The sequence below is a fragment of the Dyadobacter sp. CY312 genome (assembly GCF_021390535.1).
Taxonomy (GTDB): Bacteria; Bacteroidota; Bacteroidia; order Cytophagales; family Spirosomataceae; genus Dyadobacter.
On sequence record NZ_JAJUXG010000006.1, the window covers coordinates 150,220 to 168,215 of the forward strand.

14 protein-coding genes are annotated in these 17,996 nt (G+C 42.0%); 10 read left to right on the top strand and 4 right to left on the bottom strand.

All coding sequences use genetic code 11. From position 1 onward, the window contains the following. On the top strand, positions 1–1,482 hold the full coding sequence (locus LZG71_RS09685) for a GH1 family beta-glucosidase (RefSeq protein ID WP_233819800.1): 1,482 nt from the start codon (positions 1–3) through the stop codon (positions 1,480–1,482). 113 nt (positions 1,483–1,595) lie between these two features. Beyond that, positions 1,596–1,952 (top strand): hypothetical protein, encoded by a 357-nt coding sequence (locus LZG71_RS09690; RefSeq protein WP_233819801.1) that lies wholly within the window; start codon positions 1,596–1,598, stop codon positions 1,950–1,952. A 40-nt stretch (positions 1,953–1,992) separates the two neighbouring features. On the opposite strand, the gene LZG71_RS09695 is transcribed toward LZG71_RS09690, so the two are convergent. Further along, positions 1,993–2,223 carry a hypothetical protein gene (locus tag LZG71_RS09695; protein WP_233819803.1) on the bottom strand — a complete coding sequence of 77 codons (231 nt, stop codon included), beginning with the start codon at positions 2,221–2,223 and terminating at the stop codon, positions 1,993–1,995. Positions 2,224–2,487: 264 nt separating this feature from the next. Between LZG71_RS09695 and LZG71_RS09700 the strand changes: the two genes are divergently transcribed. The 5 genes from LZG71_RS09700 (at position 2,488) to LZG71_RS09720 (ending at position 13,809) form a co-directional block, all read left to right on the top strand. After that, on the top strand, positions 2,488–3,531 hold the full coding sequence (locus tag LZG71_RS09700) for a DUF4097 domain-containing protein (RefSeq protein ID WP_233819804.1): 1,044 nt from the start codon (positions 2,488–2,490) through the stop codon (positions 3,529–3,531). 410 nt (positions 3,532–3,941) lie between these two features. Beyond that, a complete protein-coding gene (locus tag LZG71_RS09705) occupies positions 3,942–7,211 on the top strand; it encodes a TonB-dependent receptor (RefSeq protein ID WP_233819805.1) in 3,270 nt (1,089 codons plus the stop codon). Positions 7,212–7,265: 54 nt separating this feature from the next. Then, on the top strand, positions 7,266–8,678 hold the full coding sequence (locus tag LZG71_RS09710; RefSeq protein ID WP_233819806.1) for a RagB/SusD family nutrient uptake outer membrane protein: 1,413 nt from the start codon (positions 7,266–7,268) through the stop codon (positions 8,676–8,678). Positions 8,679–8,934: 256 nt separating this feature from the next. Continuing rightward, entirely contained in the window at positions 8,935–11,331 is a 2,397-nt protein-coding gene (locus tag LZG71_RS09715; protein WP_233819812.1) for an ABC transporter permease, read from the top strand. A 78-nt stretch (positions 11,332–11,409) separates the two neighbouring features. Next, positions 11,410–13,809, top strand: coding sequence for an ABC transporter permease (locus LZG71_RS09720; protein ID WP_233819814.1), 2,400 nt, complete (start codon positions 11,410–11,412; stop codon positions 13,807–13,809). A gap of 63 nt (positions 13,810–13,872) precedes the next feature. Here the strand turns inward: LZG71_RS09720 and LZG71_RS09725 are convergent, their stop codons facing one another. The 3 genes from LZG71_RS09725 to LZG71_RS09735 form a co-directional block, all read right to left on the bottom strand. After that, positions 13,873–14,280: a putative toxin-antitoxin system toxin component, PIN family gene (locus LZG71_RS09725; protein ID WP_233819815.1), complete on the bottom strand. Its 408-nt coding sequence runs from the start codon at positions 14,278–14,280 to the stop codon at positions 13,873–13,875. Beyond that, on the bottom strand, positions 14,280–14,513 hold the full coding sequence (locus LZG71_RS09730; protein WP_233819816.1) for a hypothetical protein: 234 nt from the start codon (positions 14,511–14,513) through the stop codon (positions 14,280–14,282). Before LZG71_RS09730 ends, LZG71_RS09725 begins: the two co-directional genes overlap by 1 nt. Before the next feature lie 188 nt (positions 14,514–14,701). Next, positions 14,702–15,946, bottom strand: a complete 1,245-nt coding sequence (locus tag LZG71_RS09735; protein WP_233819817.1) for an MFS transporter — start codon at positions 15,944–15,946, stop codon at positions 14,702–14,704. Positions 15,947–16,187: 241 nt separating this feature from the next. Here LZG71_RS09735 and LZG71_RS09740 point away from each other — a divergent pair, with 241 nt between their 5' ends. The 3 genes from LZG71_RS09740 to LZG71_RS09750 form a co-directional block, all read left to right on the top strand. After that, entirely contained in the window at positions 16,188–16,595 is a 408-nt protein-coding gene (locus tag LZG71_RS09740; protein ID WP_233819818.1) for a hypothetical protein, read from the top strand. A gap of 32 nt (positions 16,596–16,627) precedes the next feature. Further along, a complete protein-coding gene (locus LZG71_RS09745) occupies positions 16,628–17,089 on the top strand; it encodes a hypothetical protein (RefSeq protein WP_233819819.1) in 462 nt (153 codons plus the stop codon). A gap of 42 nt (positions 17,090–17,131) precedes the next feature. Next, the coding region (locus tag LZG71_RS09750; protein WP_233819821.1) for a winged helix-turn-helix domain-containing protein at positions 17,132–17,996 on the top strand (865 nt) is incomplete at its 3' end.

The window sequence follows — 17,996 nt, forward strand, 5'->3', positions numbered from 1 at the left end:
TTGTTAAATTTCAGCCCTTCATCTGTTTTGGCAGATGGAGGGTTTATTTTTGGTAAATATTCGGAGCAAACCGGATTAAATGAAATAGCCTATTGTATGAATGTTACCTCTGAAAGCAACAGTGATCCGACAGAACGGCTTGTGCCATTTACCAGGCATGAATTCGGTGAAGATTTCTGTTGGGGCACGGTAACAGCGGCCTTTCAGATTGAAGGAGCTGTACGGAGCGGTGGCAGGGGAGCATCGATATGGGATGTCTTTTCGCACAAAAAGGGGAAGATAAAAAACGGGCACCATGCCGATGTAGCCTGTGACTTTTATAACCGCTATGAGGCCGATCTTGAGATGGTTGCTGAAATGGGATTCAGTGAATTCCGTTTTTCGTTATCATGGTCGCGTATATTGCCAACGGGTACAGGCGAAATTAATCCTGAAGGGGTCGATTTCTATAATCAGGTTATTGATAAATGTGTTTCCTTGGGTATTAAACCGTGGGTAACCCTGTATCACTGGGATCTGCCGCAGGCTTTGGAGGTACAAGGAGGCTGGAAAAATAGAAAAATTATCAACTGGTTTGCGGAGTATGCTACTTTGTGCGCTACATTGTTCGGCGATAGGGTTAAAAACTGGATTGTGTTGAATGAGCCTATGGCCGTAGCTGCGCTGGGGTACACCACAGGGCTTCATGCGCCTGGTAAAAAAGGCTTGTGGAACTTCCTACCGGTGGTGCATCATCTTGCAATGTGTCAGGCGGAAGGAGGTAGGATTTTAAGAGATCTTGTCCCGGATGCATACATCGGTACCGCTATCTCCTGTTCATTTATCGAGCCATTCACAAATGATTTAAAAGATCTTCGTGCTGCTCAAAGAGCCGATGCAGTCATGAATCGCTTGTTTATTGAGCCCGCTCTGGGTCTGGGATATCCGATTGATGCTTTCGCTTATTTGGGTGGCATTAAAAAATACATGCAAGCGGGTGATGCCGAACGGCTCAGGTTTGATTTCGATTTCATCGGCCTGCAAAACTATTTTGGTGTGACTGTGAAGCATTCGTATCTCGCGCCGGTATTGTGGCTGAAAGAAGTTCCGGCGAAGCTTAGAAACGTTCCTGTTACGGCGATGGGCTGGGAGGTGAAGCCGGATGGGGTATATAATATTCTTTGTCAATTTGCTCAATACAAGGGAATAAAGGAAATTATTGTGAGTGAAAGCGGTGCAGCATATCACGACCTTGTAGAGAATGGCGAAGTGCACGACAAAGAGCGTGCTGCATATTTTGCTTTATACCTGGAACAGGTACTTAGGGCAAAGCGGGAGGGGATTAACATAAAGGGGTACCTGGTATGGTCATTGATGGATAACTTCGAATGGGCCGAAGGATATAATGCAAGGTTCGGGCTGGTTCATGTTGATTTTGAGACCCAGAAAAGAACGATCAAAACTTCCGGAAAGTGGTTTGCCCGCCTTCTTAAAAACGAATAAACTGATTGCAACCTTTTGAATCTTTTTACAGTCTGTACAGGTAGATTAGCCCACTTGGAACTGAGTAATTTTTATCGCTGATTTACAGACTTGAGCATTAAAAACGTGTTTATATGAAGATTCTAATTGTTGTGTTTGGTTTGCTGGCCTGGAATGGCTGCGAAAAACAGAATCAGATCATGAAGTCGGATGTGCTTGAAGCGGATGCAGTCTGGACCAACATGCTTGCATCAGACGGATGCTCCTGGCATTTTACGGTCGTGCAAGGGGACAGTATCGTTTCTTTGGCCGCTTCGGACGTTTCTATGAACCTGATTGAAGGGGAATTGGGCAACATTGAAAGTGCGTACAGCTTCACGAACGTACACATTAAATACAGCCCGACCGGCAACAACAAAAATGTACAATGCGGCTGGGGTGCTACGGCGAAGATGAATGAAATTGATGTGCTGGAAATTCACAAGAAGTAAATAACAGGTCGTGTTCGCCCGAGCACGACCTTCCTTCGGGTCACAGATTCAGAATGTCTTTCGCTTCTTTTTCTGAATAATATGGACCCAGCTCCGATTCTTCTATAATCTCCTGAACCTGATCTTCAGAAGCTTCTTGCCGCTTGTTCTCTGTCTGCTGCGGCGCGCCCGCTGAGAACTCAATAATGCCTTTGTTTGCCAAATCAGTAAGGATGTCTGAAACGGTGGTTTCATCCCGATCGGCTAACACTTTTATCTGATATGTTTTCATGAGGTATTGAGAAATAATGATGTCTGATATTTATCAAAAACCATTCCTTCGATCATCCTACTGTACGGCATCGAAAAGAGCGTGTCCGCTTACGAACAGTCAAAAGTGATTATATATCTGAAAATGAATTTGTTAAGTTTCTGGCATCTGTTTTTAGTGATAACATTATCTATTAGCCATGAAACTTTTCCATAAAATGAAACAAGCGCGTGCAACTCTTGTTTTCTTTTTGTCATCCTTAATAAAAACTAACCGATATAGATCATGAAAATTAAACAGCTACTATCCTTCGTTTTTGCGTTTGGAATCGTGTCAACGGTTTCTGCACAGAATTCCGACGAAAAGCCTTATGTAACCAAGTCATTTAATAATACTGCTTTAAATACATTAACTGTTGAAACATCCGGAGGTTCCATTGGTGTAACTGGTGGAAAAAACACCGGTTTTCAGGTAGAAATGTTCGTTCGTCCCAATAACTGGAACGGTAAAAGTCAGCTAAGCAAGGAGGAGATTGAAGACCGCCTGGAAGACTACGACATCCTGATCGGAACAGAAGGAACCAAAGTAATTGCAACCGCAAAGAGAAAAAGTGGTACCAAGTGGGACAACAGCAAAGGCATTTCAATCAGCTTCAAAATTGTGTCTCCACGTAACGTAGCTACAAACCTCAAAACGAGTGGTGGAAGTATCAGAATCGCATCTTTAACCGGTGATCAAAACTTCACAACAAGTGGAGGTAGCCTTAAAGTGCAAGATCTGGAAGGATCAATTACCGGGCGTACCTCTGGCGGAAGTATTGATGTGGCCAACTGCAGTAAAAATATCAATCTTTCTACCAGTGGCGGAAGTATAAAAGCATCTAATCTTTTTGGTATAATCGAATTAAAAACATCCGGAGGAAGTATAGAACTCAACAAACTGGATGGTGAAATTGCAGCGCATACAAGCGGTGGGAGTGTAAGAGGCGACGATATCAAAGGTTCTCTTAATGCGGGAACTTCTGGTGGCTCGGTGAGGCTTGCCAATGTGTCAGGCAGTCTGAAAGCAAGTACAAGTGCCGGAAGTGTTGAAGTTTCTATGGCCAAACTTGGTAAATATCTCGATCTGAAAAGTTCGGCTGGCAGCATTCGTGTAAGCATGCCGCTGGAAAGTGGAATGGATCTCAATCTTAGAGGAAATAAGGTTTCTATTCCTCTTAAAAACTTTGACGGCAGTGTGGAAAAAGATCGTGTAAACGGAAAATTAAACGGAGGCGGTGTTCCGGTTACATTGTCGGCCAGCAGCGGAAGTGTATATGTGAACCAATAGTTGAGCAAGTTTTTCAGCCCGATCTCAACTTTAAATAATACAAGTCGGAAAAGGTACTCTCGCAAGGAGTGCCTTTTTTTGTTGCATAATTTTCTCTCTTGAAAAGAAAATTATTGAATTAATAAATATCTTTTTTACATTTGACTATTAAATCTATAAAATTAGTAGACTAAATTAATTCTTGTAATAAGTCAAATTCGCAAAGCAAGTCACCATCGGTTTTTAAGATAGCTGGTGTTATATTAAGTTTGATAATTTAGATTATATTACAAATATTAATTCAATCAGAATTTGAAGTGTGTTAATTATTCAATATGCCATATTTATTATTGAATTAATTGTGTATTTCAGAATAAAAATAATGTCTGTTTGTTTTTTAGGATCTTGCAAATTTAAAAACGTACAATTTGATGCAATTAATCTCTACGCGCAAAATGATGCTGGCAGTACTTCTGGGAATTACCAGCCAGTCGATGCATGCGGGTGTGGAAGCATTCCCGCTGCTTCGTTACAAACCCTCGGTTACGAAAAAAAATGCTCAGGACATTGTCGGTAAGGTAACCGATAAAAGCAACGGACAAGGACTCCCGGGAGTGAATGTTCTTATTAAAGGATCCAACACGGGTACCATTACCGATGTGGACGGCAGTTACAGGTTATCGGTGCCAAATGGTGACGCCACACTGGTATTTTCATTTATTGGATATCTAAGCCAGGAAGTGAAAGTGGGGACGCGGCAGTCAGTAGATATTCAGCTGGATGCCGATGTCAGCAGCCTGAACGAAGTTGTCGTTGTAGGTTATGGTACACAAAATAAACGGGATATTACCGGATCGGTAGGATCGCTCTCAGCCAAGAGCATCAAGGATATGCCGGTAACCACTTTTGAAAACGCCATTCAGGGGCAAATTGCCGGGGTTCAGGTGCAGGAGCCGAGTGGTGAACCGGGTGCAGGAACAACCATACGCGTGCGAGGGCTTGGTTCTATTTCCGGAGGGACGGAGCCGCTTTATGTAGTGGATGGCTTTCCAGTGGCCAAAAATGTGGATGCCGGGGTGCAGGGTGATATCTCCCGACGCACGGTCGCATTTGCACTTCCGCCTTCCAATCCGTTGGGAAATATAAATCCCAATGACATTGAATCAATTGAGGTCCTTAAAGATGCTTCGGCAGCCGCGATATACGGTTCACGCGGATCAAACGGTGTTATCCTGATCACGACTAAAAAGGGGAAAAGAGATAAAAAGCCGGTGATCGGTTTCGACGCCTATTTCGGAACCCAAAGTGTGGCAAAAAAGGTGGATCTCATGAATGCAGCCGAGCTTGCAGCTTATGTGAAAGAGGCTAAAAACAATGCTTATGTGCAGGATATTGCGGGTGCAAACGCAAGCGACAACAATGCAACCCGATATACCAAAACCACCAATACAGCCTATTATATTCCCGACGATTTCGTTAACCCGGATGGTACGGATATCGACTGGCAGGATCTGGTTTTCAAATCGGCACCCATTCAGAGTTACAATGCTTCCTTGTCGGGCGGAGGTGAAAATGTGAATTACTATGTATCGGGTGGTTATTTCAATCAGCGTGGTATCGTAGCAAAAAGCGGTATTGAGCGTTATGCTTTCCGTGTAAATCTGGAAGCGAATGCAACCAAAAAGTTAAAATTCGGCTTGGGATTAAGTCCGTCTTTCAGCAATCTGGATCGTTCGCCTGCCGGAGCCCCGTACTTCGCCGATCCTCCGGGAATTGTGTATTCGGCACTGGTTACCTCGCCAACGGTGAGACCGTATAATGCTGATGGTACCATTAACCAAAGAGACAATCAATCGCACTTATACACCGAGGATGGTCGCGCAGCAAGTATGACCGAAGCGAGTAATCCGCTTGCCATTATTGCTGGTGTAAATGACAAACTAACACAGTTCAGAACACTTGGAAATGTATTTGGCGAGTATGAAATCATTCCCGGTCTTAAATACAAGCTATACACCGGTATTGATGTCAATAACTACAACCGGAACTTCTATCGTGGAAATTCCCTGCTGTTCCGGCAGGCTACGGTTGGAGATCCTTACGGACAATCCAATTTTTCGCTGAACTCGAATTGGCTCATTGAAAATACGCTTGCATATGAAAAAGCTTTTGGAAAAGATCATTTCGTTTCCGCAGTAGCGGGTTACAGTGCTCAAAAAGACAGAATTGATATTAATCAGGTGTTCGCGCAGAAATTCCCGGACGATCTGGTTGAAACTGTGAGTGGCGGTCAGGTTACTGGTGGTACGTCGCTTCGCGAAGAGTGGTCGCTGGTATCGTATCTTGCACGGGCTAATTACTCTTTTCAGAGCAAATATTTGCTAACTGCAACCATCAGAACCGATAAATCGTCCCGGTTCGGCGATGGCAACAAAACCGGGATTTTTCCATCGTTATCTGCCGGATGGCGCGTATCTGAAGAGGCATTCCTGAAACCCGTTACGTTTATCAGTGATTTGAAATTTAGAGGAAGTTGGGGTAAAACAGGTAACTTTTTGATTCCTAATTATGCGTCCATCGGTTTGTTAAATCCTTACAATTATGTTACAGGTGGAAACGTAGTAAACGGAATTGCACCACTCACGATCAGTAACAATAAACTTACATGGGAAAAAACAACCCAGCTGGACCTTGGTGTTGACCTGGGGCTTATTAAAGACAGGGTTTACTTTTCGTTCGACTGGTATAGAAAAGTTACTTCTGATCTTTTGCTGAATGTGCAGGTTCCTGCATCGGTTGGTTTTTTAAACGCCCTCCAGAATATTGGAGAAGTTGAAAACAAAGGAATTGAACTTACAATATCCAGTCGAAACGTAGTGGGTGCTTTCACCTGGACAACGGATCTGAATTTTTCCACAAATAAAAACACAGTACTGAAACTTGGGCCGACCGGTGATCCTATATTGAGTTCAGGAGGAGCGGGGATTCGCCACATCACCAGAATCGGCGATGCAATTGGTAGTTATTATGGTTATGTGGTGGATGGGATTTATCAGAATCAAAGCGACATTGATAATGCTCCGAAAGACGAAGTTGCTCCAAAACCACAACCAGGTGATTTCAGGTTTAAAGATGTAAATGGTGATGGCAAGATCAACGCCAACGACCGTACGGTTACAGGAAATTATCAGCCGGATTTTATTTACGGGATTACCAACCGTTTTGCATACAAAGGAGTGGACCTGAGCTTTCTGATTCAGGGCGTACAGGGTTCTGAAATTCTTAATTTGACCAGACGCCATCTTGCAAACGGTGAAGCGGGAACCAACTCTTACACAGTTGCGCTCGATCGCTGGATATCTGCCGAACAACCAGGAAACGGCGAGGTACCAAGAGCAGACCGCCTTACCGATACGCATGGAAACAACAATCGTCCTTCATCATATCAGGTTGAAGATGGTTCCTATATCAGGCTGAGAAATGTAGCCTTAGGCTATACATTTCCTAAAAAGTTACTGGGTAACAGAATTCAGACCCTACGGGCTTACGCCACAGCAACCAACTTGTTTACGCGAACTGATTACATAGGTTACAATCCGGAAGTAAACAACCAAACCACTCTCAGTGGCGTACAGGGTGAAGATTATGGTGCTTATCCGCTCGCGAAAACCTTCACCTTCGGTTTAAACGTAACATTTTAATCAGCTATAACCAGCCAGTTTGACGGCATGTTTTGGTTTAAAAAATATAGAGATATGAAATTTAAAAAGACATCAGTACAGCTTGTCGCCTCGGTGTTGGGAGCGGCTACGCTGCTTTCCTGCGGAGAAGGTTTTACGGATCTGAGTCCTGCGTCGCAGCGGAATGTAAACCAGTTCTACAACACCGCAGGTGACTTGAATACTGCCATCATTGCCGCGTACAAAGTACTCCAGGCCAACGGTACATACAATCAGAGCTATTGGGTTACGCAGGAAATGCGCTCCGACAATACCGATCAGGGAAGTGACGGAACGGGTTTGGGAGCAGAATTGACTGTAATTGATAATTTTACAGAGAATGCTACCAGTGAATTCATCACTGCCGCTTACACAGATTCTTATCTGGGTGTTGCAAGAAGTAACATCGTTTTGAGCCGGATCGACGGAGTGGATATTGCCGAAGCAGAGCGGGAACAAATCAGAGGCGAAGCACTTTTTCTCCGGTCGTTGTTCTTTTATAATCTGGCAGTATCATTTGGGAAAATTCCATTGCCGCTCACAGAAGCGAAGTCCGCGGAGGATGGTAAGGCATTGCCCCAGGTACCGGCAGCCGAAGTATATAAACAACTGATTCCGGATCTGATTAAGGCAGAAGCTGGTTTGCCATTGAAATACGACGCAGCGAGGGTAGGGCGTGCTACAAAAGGCGCAGCGGCAACTTTGCTGGCGAAAGTTTACCTTATTTCAGGCGACAAAAAATCTGCGGAAACTGTGCTCAGGAGAATTGTTACCACTTATGGTTATTCGCTGTTGCCCGATTATGGAAGCCTTTGGGGGTTGGCCAACAAGAACAATGCCGAGTCTATTTTTGAAGTTCAATTCAAAGGAGGAGGAACGGGAACTGGTAATGCGTTTACCAACGCTTTTCATCCTACATTGAAACATACCACAGGTGCTTACAAGAACCGTCCGACGCAGGATGTGCTTAAAGCCTATGAGCCAGGAGACGATCGATTTTTAAAATCCATGGACACCAGTTTTGTGAATGCACAGGGCGTTTTGCAGACAAACACGAAAAATGACGCGCGTTACATCGTGAAATTTGGTCGTGAAAATGCCTTTGACGAAAATGATGCTTCATACAATTTTGTAGTGTTCCGCTATGCAGATGTATTGTTGCTTTTGGCGGAGGCCCTGGGAGAGGGAACCGAGGCTTACGGCTATATCAATCAGGTGAGAGCACGGGCGAAACTGGCACCGATCAGCGCGGCGACGCCTGGTACATTTGCTCAAAAACTACTACACGAAAGAAGAGTCGAACTTGCTTTTGAAAATCACCGCTGGGCCGATTTGCTGCGTTTTGGAGTTGCAAAAGAAGTATTGCAGGCTCAGGGGAAAACCATTCGTCCGTTGTATCTGATACCGCAAAGAGAGTTGGATATAAATAACACTTACAAGCAAAATTGATTTTGGCCAAAGAGCTCCTGGCGGTTGGCTATGCGTTTTCAGATCAATAATCGTCAGATAGTTTAACTTTCAGATCGTACAAAACTTCATTAAAATCCTGCTTTTCTTCGGAAGAGCAGGATTTTTTGTTTTGGGAGAAAAAGGTACTCATTCGTTAAAAAGAGTTAAATGAGGTAGTTAAATCAAATTTCAGTAAGCCAAACAAGTACTTTTAGGGAGAAAAAGTCCCATACCTTTTCCCCCAAGCCTTAATCCGATGCTTAAAAACTACTTCAAAATTGCCTGGCGAAATCTGATGAAACGGAAGTTTTATTCATTGATTAACATTTTTGGGCTATCCGTTGGTATGACGTTCACATTCTTGATCGGGAGTTATGTTTGGGGCGAGTTACAGGTGAATTCATTTCTTAAAAATGCAGACAATCAATATATACTGCGAAGCAAATGGAAGGAGCCGGATATGGGTGTGGACATAGCCACACTTGGTCCCTTAGGAAGAGTTTTGAAAGAACAATATCCCAATTTGGTTGATAATTACTACCGTTTTGATGGTATCACAGTCGCTATTTCCAAAGGAGATAAACATTTTAGGGAAGAGGTTCAGGTAGGTGATTCCACGTTACTATCCATGTATGCTTTTCCTCTGTTGCACGGAGATGCAAGAACTGCATTGCAAAAACCCAATTCTATTGTCATCACAGAGGAAAAGGCAATGAAATACTTTGGAAAAAGTGATGTACTTGGCCAAAGCCTGACGTTGAATAATTTTGTCGGAGGTAAACAAGAATTTGAGGTTACTGCGGTTGTAAAAAAGTTGCCGATTAATTCGGTTACAAGTCTGTTAAAAAATCCCGCACACATTTTCATTCCTTTAACGGGACTCAAAGGTAGAGATGGTGCCGAAAGCTGGGATTTTCCTTACATGCTCACTTACATCGAACTAAAACCCGGCATTAACAAAGAGCATTTACAAAAGGCTATTTCTCAGCTAATCGCCACCCATGCATCTGAAAGTACAAAAGCGAATTTGCAGGTTTACTTTACATCATTAAAGGATTTTTACAGACAGCAAAACAATGGACTTGTTCAAAAAATGATTTACACACTTTCTGGTGTTGCATTGTTCATTCTGCTCATGGCCATTGTGAATTTTGTAAATATCTCAATCGGAAATGCATCGTCCAGACTGAAAGAAATTGGTGTGCGTAAAGTACTTGGAAGCGCTAAAACGCAGCTAATTCGCCAGTTTTTAACAGAGTCATTTATTTTGGCGGGGATATCAATGGTATTGGCATTGGGGCTGTCTGAGTTATGCCGATCCTATTTTACAGACATGCTGGGCAGAGAAATTGGCAGTGTTTTTTCTGCTTTTAATATTTCTCTTGCATTATTGTTTGGCATTTTCACTGGTTTACTGGCCGGTATTTATCCCGCATTCATTTTGTCCGGACTGCCCGCCATTGAGTCGGTAAAAGGGAAATTGAAATCTATAAAAGAGAATCTGTTTTTCAGGCGACTGCTTATTGCCACCCAATTTACAATAGCACTTTTTGTATTTGTCTGCGCAACCGTCATTTCTCAACAAGTGAATTACTTTTTTAACAAAGATTTGGGTTACAACAAAGAATCCGTCGTTTCAATAGCCACGCCACGCGACTGGACGCCCGAAGGTCTGCAAAAAATGGAGGGAATAAGGGATCAGCTGGCCAGATTGAAGGAAGTAAATGAGGTCAGTTTATCATACGAAATTCCCAACGGTAATTTTGGTAATAACAATGGGGTATTCAAAGCGGGCCAGGATTCAACATTAGCCGTTTATTCACAAATCCTTGCAACTGATGAAAATTATGCTGAAACCTACGGGCTTAGAATGTTGGCAGGGAAATTTTTTAATGCCAATAATGGAATTGTCAGAAGGGATGATATTGTACTGAATGAAACCACTTTGAAGGCACTGGGTTTTAAAAATCCTGAGTCTGCAATAGGCCAGAAGGTCAAAATGCATTTTAATCCTGAGCCATTCACAGTCAGCGGCGTAATCCGGGATTTTCATTTTGGGTCCATGCACGAACCGATTCGTCCACTGTTAATTATGAATGTAAAAGCTACGAATAACTATCGATTTATGTCATTCAAAATTCCCGGTGGCGATATCAATACATCCATGAAGGCGATTGAAGAAAAATGGAGGCAGCTCTTACCGGATGCACCTTTTGAATTTAAATTCATGGATGATACTCTACAACAACTTTACCAATCCGAAATTCAATTACAAAAGGCATCAAAGGTAGCGACTGTATTGGCGATGGTGATTGTCTTGCTGGGAATATTGGGCATGGTATCGCTGAACGTATCAAGAAGAACCAAAGAGCTGGGAATCAGGAAAGTGTTGGGCGCTTCGGTGGTGAGTATCATCGTGTTGTTTGTGAAAGAGTTTTTGTATGTTATGCTGTTTGCCATGCTTATTTCTTTTCCGCTGGTGGTTTTAAGTATGAACAAATGGTTACAGAATTACGCCTATCGCATTGACCTTGGATGGACAACATTCGCGGGAATTGCAGCAGTATTCGGAATAGTAATAATCAGTTTGGTGTGCCTGCAAACCTATAAAGCGGCAATGATGAATCCGGTGAAAGCGATAAAAACCGAATAATAGAGTAAGGACGAGGGAGGAAAGGAGACGGACTTTCTGCACCTTCCTTCATCCTTCTTCCTACCAATTTTTTTCCCTATGCTTAAAAACTACTTCAAAATCGCCTGGCGGAATCTGGGAATTAACCGCACCTACACTTTCCTGAATATCCTGGGATTGGGTATGGGAATGACTGGCGCGATACTGATCTTTCTTTTTTTACAATATCATTTGAGCACGGATCGTCATCAGCCGAATTTTGACCGGACTTACCGCATTGTTTTGGATCTGCTTCTGGATGAAGGAACGGAGTATAGTTCGGATTCATCCATCCCATTGGCAACTGCTTTGTCCATTGATTATTCTCAGATTGAAAAGGTAGGGTTTATAAAAAAGATTCCGAGAGCAACGCTTACATCCTATGTAGGAAATGGATTTAGAAGATTTATTGAGAAGGACAAAGTAGCTTTTGCTGATCAGGAATTTATCGACATTTTTTCGTTTCAGATGTTGGAAGGAGGAAAGGCTAATTTACTCAGGGAACCCTATGCCACGGTAATTAGTGAAAGAGTAGCCAAAAAATATTTCGGAACCCCTTATGTAGTTGGAAAAACATTACGTCTTGATAACACTACGGATCTTATGATCGTGGGTGTGATGAAAAATCAATTAAATCCTACTGATTTGAAATTTGAAATTTATATTTCTTTGCCGACATTAAAGAAAGTTTATCCGACTTACGAATTTGACAACTTTGGATGGTTAAACTCACAAAATAAGATTTATGCTAAACTGAGAGCAGAAGCAAGCTCTGAATCCGTCGAAAACCTTATAAAATCAAATGGTTCAAAATACTATGGCAGCGCAACTAAGAATTATGAGCATAAATTACAACCGTTGTCCGAAGTCCATTTTGACGAAAGATATGGAGGTGAAATACGCCGTTCAATCTTATGGATATTGGCTTCTGTGGGTATCTTTTTGCTTGTAATCGCCTGTATCAATTTTGTAAATCTGGCAACTGCCCAAGCTTTGAAACGGGCAAAGGAAATTGGAATCAGGAAAGTGTTGGGCAGTACGCAACGACAACTTTTCTGGCAATTTATGAGCGAAACCGCATTGTTGACTGTTACTTCCGCATTCCTGGCGTTGCTTCTGGTTGCCTTATTATTGCCTTTTCTAAACAACTGGACGCATACGCAGGCTTTTCATTTTACCATGTTGTTTCAGTTTCAATTGCTATCATTCTGGTTGGTGACGATACTCACTGTTATTACGATTGCGGGATTTTATCCGTCTGTTATCATTTCAGGATTTAACCCCATTGCGGCACTTAAAAGTAAATTGGGAACGCAGCAGGTGGGTGGTATTGGATTACGGCGTTCTTTGATCACCGTTCAACTGATTATTGCACAGGTCCTTGTTACTGGCACACTGGTACTTATTCTTCAGTTGAAATACTTCAAAAATGCAGATTTGGGTTTTGATAAAAATGCCGTCATCACAGTGGCATTACCCAATTCCGATTCTATTCAGCAAAATAGGGCGGCTTTACGGAATAATTTATTGCAATTCCCTGATATCAAAACTGTAACCTACCAATACGATGCTCCTTCTTCGACTATGGGACATGGTGGTTCTGTAAAGTTCGATAGCCGTACAGAGTGGGAGAAGTTTGTTATACGCGAACGCTACGGCGATGAAAATTATCTTGAAACTTATAAAATGAAATTGTTGGCAGGAAGAAGTTTCATTGCCTCAGACTCAATAACAGAGTTTGTAATAAACCAGGAACTGATGTTCAAGCTGGGAATTACTGATCCCAATGAGATTTTGGGTAAAATGCTGAATACCGGTATGAATGATCGTAAAGGTAGAATTGTAGGTGTGGTAAAAAGCTTTCACCTCAAATCATTACAAGTAGGAGTAGAACCTTGCGCGATTTTTGCCAAACCAGAGCAATACAAAGAGCTGGCAATAAGGCTGGATACAAAGAATTTTGAGAAATCAATTCAGAACATAAATTCAGTTTGGCAAAAAACTTATCCCGACGAGGTGTTTTCTTATCAGTTTGTTGATGAACAAATTGCTAAGTTTTATGAAAAAGAAGAACAACTTACCACCTTAATCCGCTCGTTTGCAATGGTCGCAATATTGATCTGTTGTCTGGGATTGTACGGAATGGTGTCGTTTATTGTAACGCAAAGAACCAAAGAAATCGGAGTGAGAAAGGTGTTGGGAGCCGGAGTGGAAAGTATTGTTTTTCTGTTCGGAAAAGAATTCCTGATTCTCGTATCTGTCGCCTTTGTTATCGCAGCGCCTATTGCCTGGTACACGATGACCGGCTGGTTAAATGGCTTTGCTTATCGTATTGATCTGAAATGGTGGATTTTGGGTTCAGGAGGAATCTTAATTTTATTAATCACCTTGATGACGGTTGGTTACAAAGTGGTGAAGGCTGCATTGATGGATCCGGTGAAAAGTTTGCGTATGGAGTAGGGCGGCGCTGAGTTTCTTTGAGAATAAGGTATGTGAGATTCTGTTTTAAAAGTTTAACCTTGTTTACGATTCTAAAATTTTCAGAAACGATGCCAAATCCACAACATTTAGTTTTGGAAAGGGGATAGATTTGAAAACGTTAAAATGAGAGTCGTTGGTTACCAAATAGTCAGCGTTTGTGCTTATTGCCAAATCGGAAAATTTGTTGTCATCGGGATCTTCTGTAATCAAATTCCATTTATAGGCAGGTTCCGTAAAAATCACATTGGGTGCTATTGCGAGCTGATGCAAAACGAGTTGGGAAGTCTTAGCAGAGTATGTTGCAGTGAGAATTTCGTCGTATTCTAGCAAAATCTCATTGCTTACGTACCAATCAAATTTCTGTGCTCTAAAATCAAGATATAGTTGATAAAAGGGGCTTTTGGGAGGAATCGATGCCCGTAGACAATTTGTGTCTATAACTACTCGCATTATTTAGTCATGAAATTGTCATCAGAAAGCATCTTGTGGTAATCCTCTTCTGAATATTTTTTTTCTTCTACCACCTTTTTGAGCTCATTTTGGAGTCCTTTGTCAAAATGGTCCATAAGCATCTTACGCACCTCGAGTGTTTCACTTTCGCTCAGATTTTGATCAAAAAGTCGCAAGAGACTAATTTGAATCTCACTCAATGGCCCACTTTGCTTTTGATGTGATGATACCATTTTTTTGTTTTGATAGATTGTGAAATTAGATAACGAGTTATTTGAACACTAGTTAGCTGATAGAAACAAAAATAAGAAATTTTCTGCTCAAATGTAACTTGATAGGGTTGTCCTAGCTGATACTAAAAGGTAAGAATTAGCAATCTCCGTGTAACTCCGTGATAACTCTTAAAACTCTGTGTTTAACATCAACTCAGCCTTACCGAGAACAAATCCTTCGATCGCAAGTAAATCCAGCTCACAACCCCAATGGTCAGAACTCCGCCCATTATTACTGACGGAACGGTACCGAAAGCCTTTGCCAAAACACCGGATTCGAAGGCACCCAATTCATTGGATGAACTTACGAATATGCCATTTACAGCAGCAATGCGTCCCCGCATTTCGTCAGGTGGGTAAATTTGTAAAATGGTTTGTCGCACAATAACACTCACACTGTCGCAGACACCTGTTGCGAAAAGTGCAGCACAGGAAAGTAAAAAGTTGGTCGACAAGGCGAACAGGATCGTGAATGCGCCGAAACCTGCAACTGCTATGAGCATATTCCGCCATGCATTGTGCGTGGGCGGGAAGAAAGCCATCGCCAGCATGGTGAGCAGCGAACCAATGGAAGGAGCTGCGCGCAAAAGTCCGAGCCCTTCGGGCCCCACTTTTAAAATATCTTCTGCATAAATGGGCAGCAATGCAATTACACCACCAAAAAGTACAGAGAAGAGATCAAGAGAAATAGCATAAAGAACGATTCTGGTTTTGAATACAAACCGGAAACCTTCTTTCAAACTCTCAATAATGGGCGTTGTTATTTTTACAATTTCAGGTCTTGTTTTGATCATTCCCAGCAGAAACCAGCAAAGAATAAAGTTAGCAACTACAATCAACAGCGTATTTGTAAATCCTGCATAAGCGTATAAAAAACCTGCAAATGCCGGACCTGTGATGGAACCTGCCTGCCAGAACGAACTGCTCCATGTCGAAGAATTCGCATATATGGCACGAGGTACCAGATAAGGTTTCAGCGAACTGGATGCCGGCGAGTAAAAACCTTTGGCAAAACCAATCAATCCGAATACGGAATATACCGCTGCCAGATGCTGGCCTTGTGTGAGTGAATTGTAAATCCCCGGCTGAAATACAGTGTACAAAATGATGGATCCCAAAATGATCACAACAATGCTGATGTGCATGATGGAGATTTTGTTTTTCTGATCCGCAACGTAGCCGCCGAATAGCGAAGTGATGATAAAGGGGATCACCTCTGCCAGTCCGATCAGGCCGAGAGCCAGCGGATCATGCGTCATTTTATACAATTCATAAGCGACAATAACCTCCTGAATGAGGATTGTTGCAGAGAAAAGAAAAGTATTTGAAATGTAAAAACGGAAATCGGAATAGCGGAGCGCTGCGTACGGATCTTGCGGAGTGACTGCTTTCAAGCTGATGTTGTGTGGTGTTCAATTGTTGTAACACGTTTCAGGATAATTTATGTTCTGCTTTAATGGAAAATTAATATCAACTGGCAGTAACGTTATTTTTTAAGTGGTTATAAGCCGAAAATCAATCTTTTACATTTCGTTTACAATGTTTTACAGCGCTTTAACCGAATCGTTTGGCTTCACGATTTACATTTGATTCAGTATTGAAATCCAAACTTTTTCCACTTAAATCAAAATGGTCATGAAAGGTGTAAATTATCTGTTAGCCGGTGTTTTATTGATGATGTCAGGACTTGTCTTTGGGCAAAAATCTTTTAATGATTGTTCGGCTGCCTTTTTGAACAACAAAATGGTAGTGGACGAATATGCTCCCAACGGGAAGTGCAAACTTGCGGCAAATGCTGTTGGAAAACTAACCGTTTGCACGGCTGATCTGAGCCCAACCGGGAACAGGGCGAAAGAGAAAATCTCATTCCGGATTGCGATCCGTGATAAGAATACAAAGACGCTGGTGATGTTTTCGGATGAAACGTACAAGGAGGTAAACATTGAAAAAGTGATGCAGAAATGCACTGCTGGCGATCAAATTGTTTTGCTTACGATGGATAGTCAATACGCCTTGCCGCACAACGAAATTCAGGTTTTGTAAACATTTTATTTACTTCTAAAAAATTTTCAATCATGAAAAGCAATTTGTTATACACCGTATTTTTTCTTGCCACGTTGTTATCCGTGCCTGTGTCCAATGCGTTGCCAAAAGACAACAAGTCGGATAGCAATGCCCTTTTATTGAATGGGAAAAATGTAGACATGAGCTTATTTTCATGGGTAACGAGAGGGAAACTAAGTTTATCGGAGGGGAACTCTGAAACGAAATCTCTAAAACGTGTACCTTTCTATGCCTACATTAAAAGAGCTGGTAAGATTGTAGATGCACAATCCCATGCGCACAATCATGCTGTAATGGAAATTGAAATGGCAGAGATTCTGAAAAAGGCGATAGATGGGGATCAGATTGTGGTTGATCCTGCCGGGAAAAATGAAAATGCCGGACGGAAAATCATTGTAGTGAAACAAAAACAATTCATGTATAATTTTGACTGGTGGCTGGGATTGAACAAGAAGAGTGGAAATGGGTGTTGAATTTGGTAAATTTGAATATTGATAATTACACGGATTCAAGTCATGAAAAAGCAAAGAAATAATAGGCCAACTACACCACTCAGGACGCTGTATGGGTTGATATTTCTTTTGATGTTTTTTACCCATAACGTTTCCGGCAACAACGAATCTGTTCAGTTTGCGGAGAAGGTAAATCTTGCTTTGAGAAGAACCGCGCATCATTTGCTCATAGAAAACGGAGATTCTCTTTCCAAAATTCCTGCTATCCAGCAACAGGATATCAACACTTTTAATGTTAGAGTCGACCACCTTTTTGATTATGACAAATTGCCTCAGTTATTGCAGGAATCTTTCGAGCAGCATGGCATTGTTCGTCCATACACCGTTTCGATTTTGAATTGTGAAAGTGGCGAAATTCAGTTGGGGTACAGTTTTCAGGATTTGAATTCCAAAGAGGGTGTTCCTTGTGCAGGAAGAAAGCAGGAGCCGGGTTGTTATAACATCAAAGTCAACTTTTCGTCTGAACCGCAAAAAGCTTCAACGGCGAATAATTGGTGGGTTTTGCCGATTGGCAGCCTTCTTGCCGGGCTTGGTTTTATTGTCTGGAAAAGAGGTCAAAAGGTACATAATCCTGTCGAAACTGTTGACGTTATTGTCGATAACTCTAAGAAGGTCACGTTCGGAAATTCAGAATTGGATGTGCCCAATCTTATACTGTTTTCGGCGAGTAATACCTACAATCTAACCTACCGCGAAGCCAAATTGTTAAACCTTTTTGTATCTGGTAAAAATCAAATCCTCGAACGAGATTTTATCCTTAAATCTGTTTGGGAAGACGAAGGCATTATTGTTGGCCGCAGCGTGGATGTCTTCGTTTCCCGGCTCCGGAAAATGTTGGCAAATGATCCTCAAATAAAAATATCAGCTG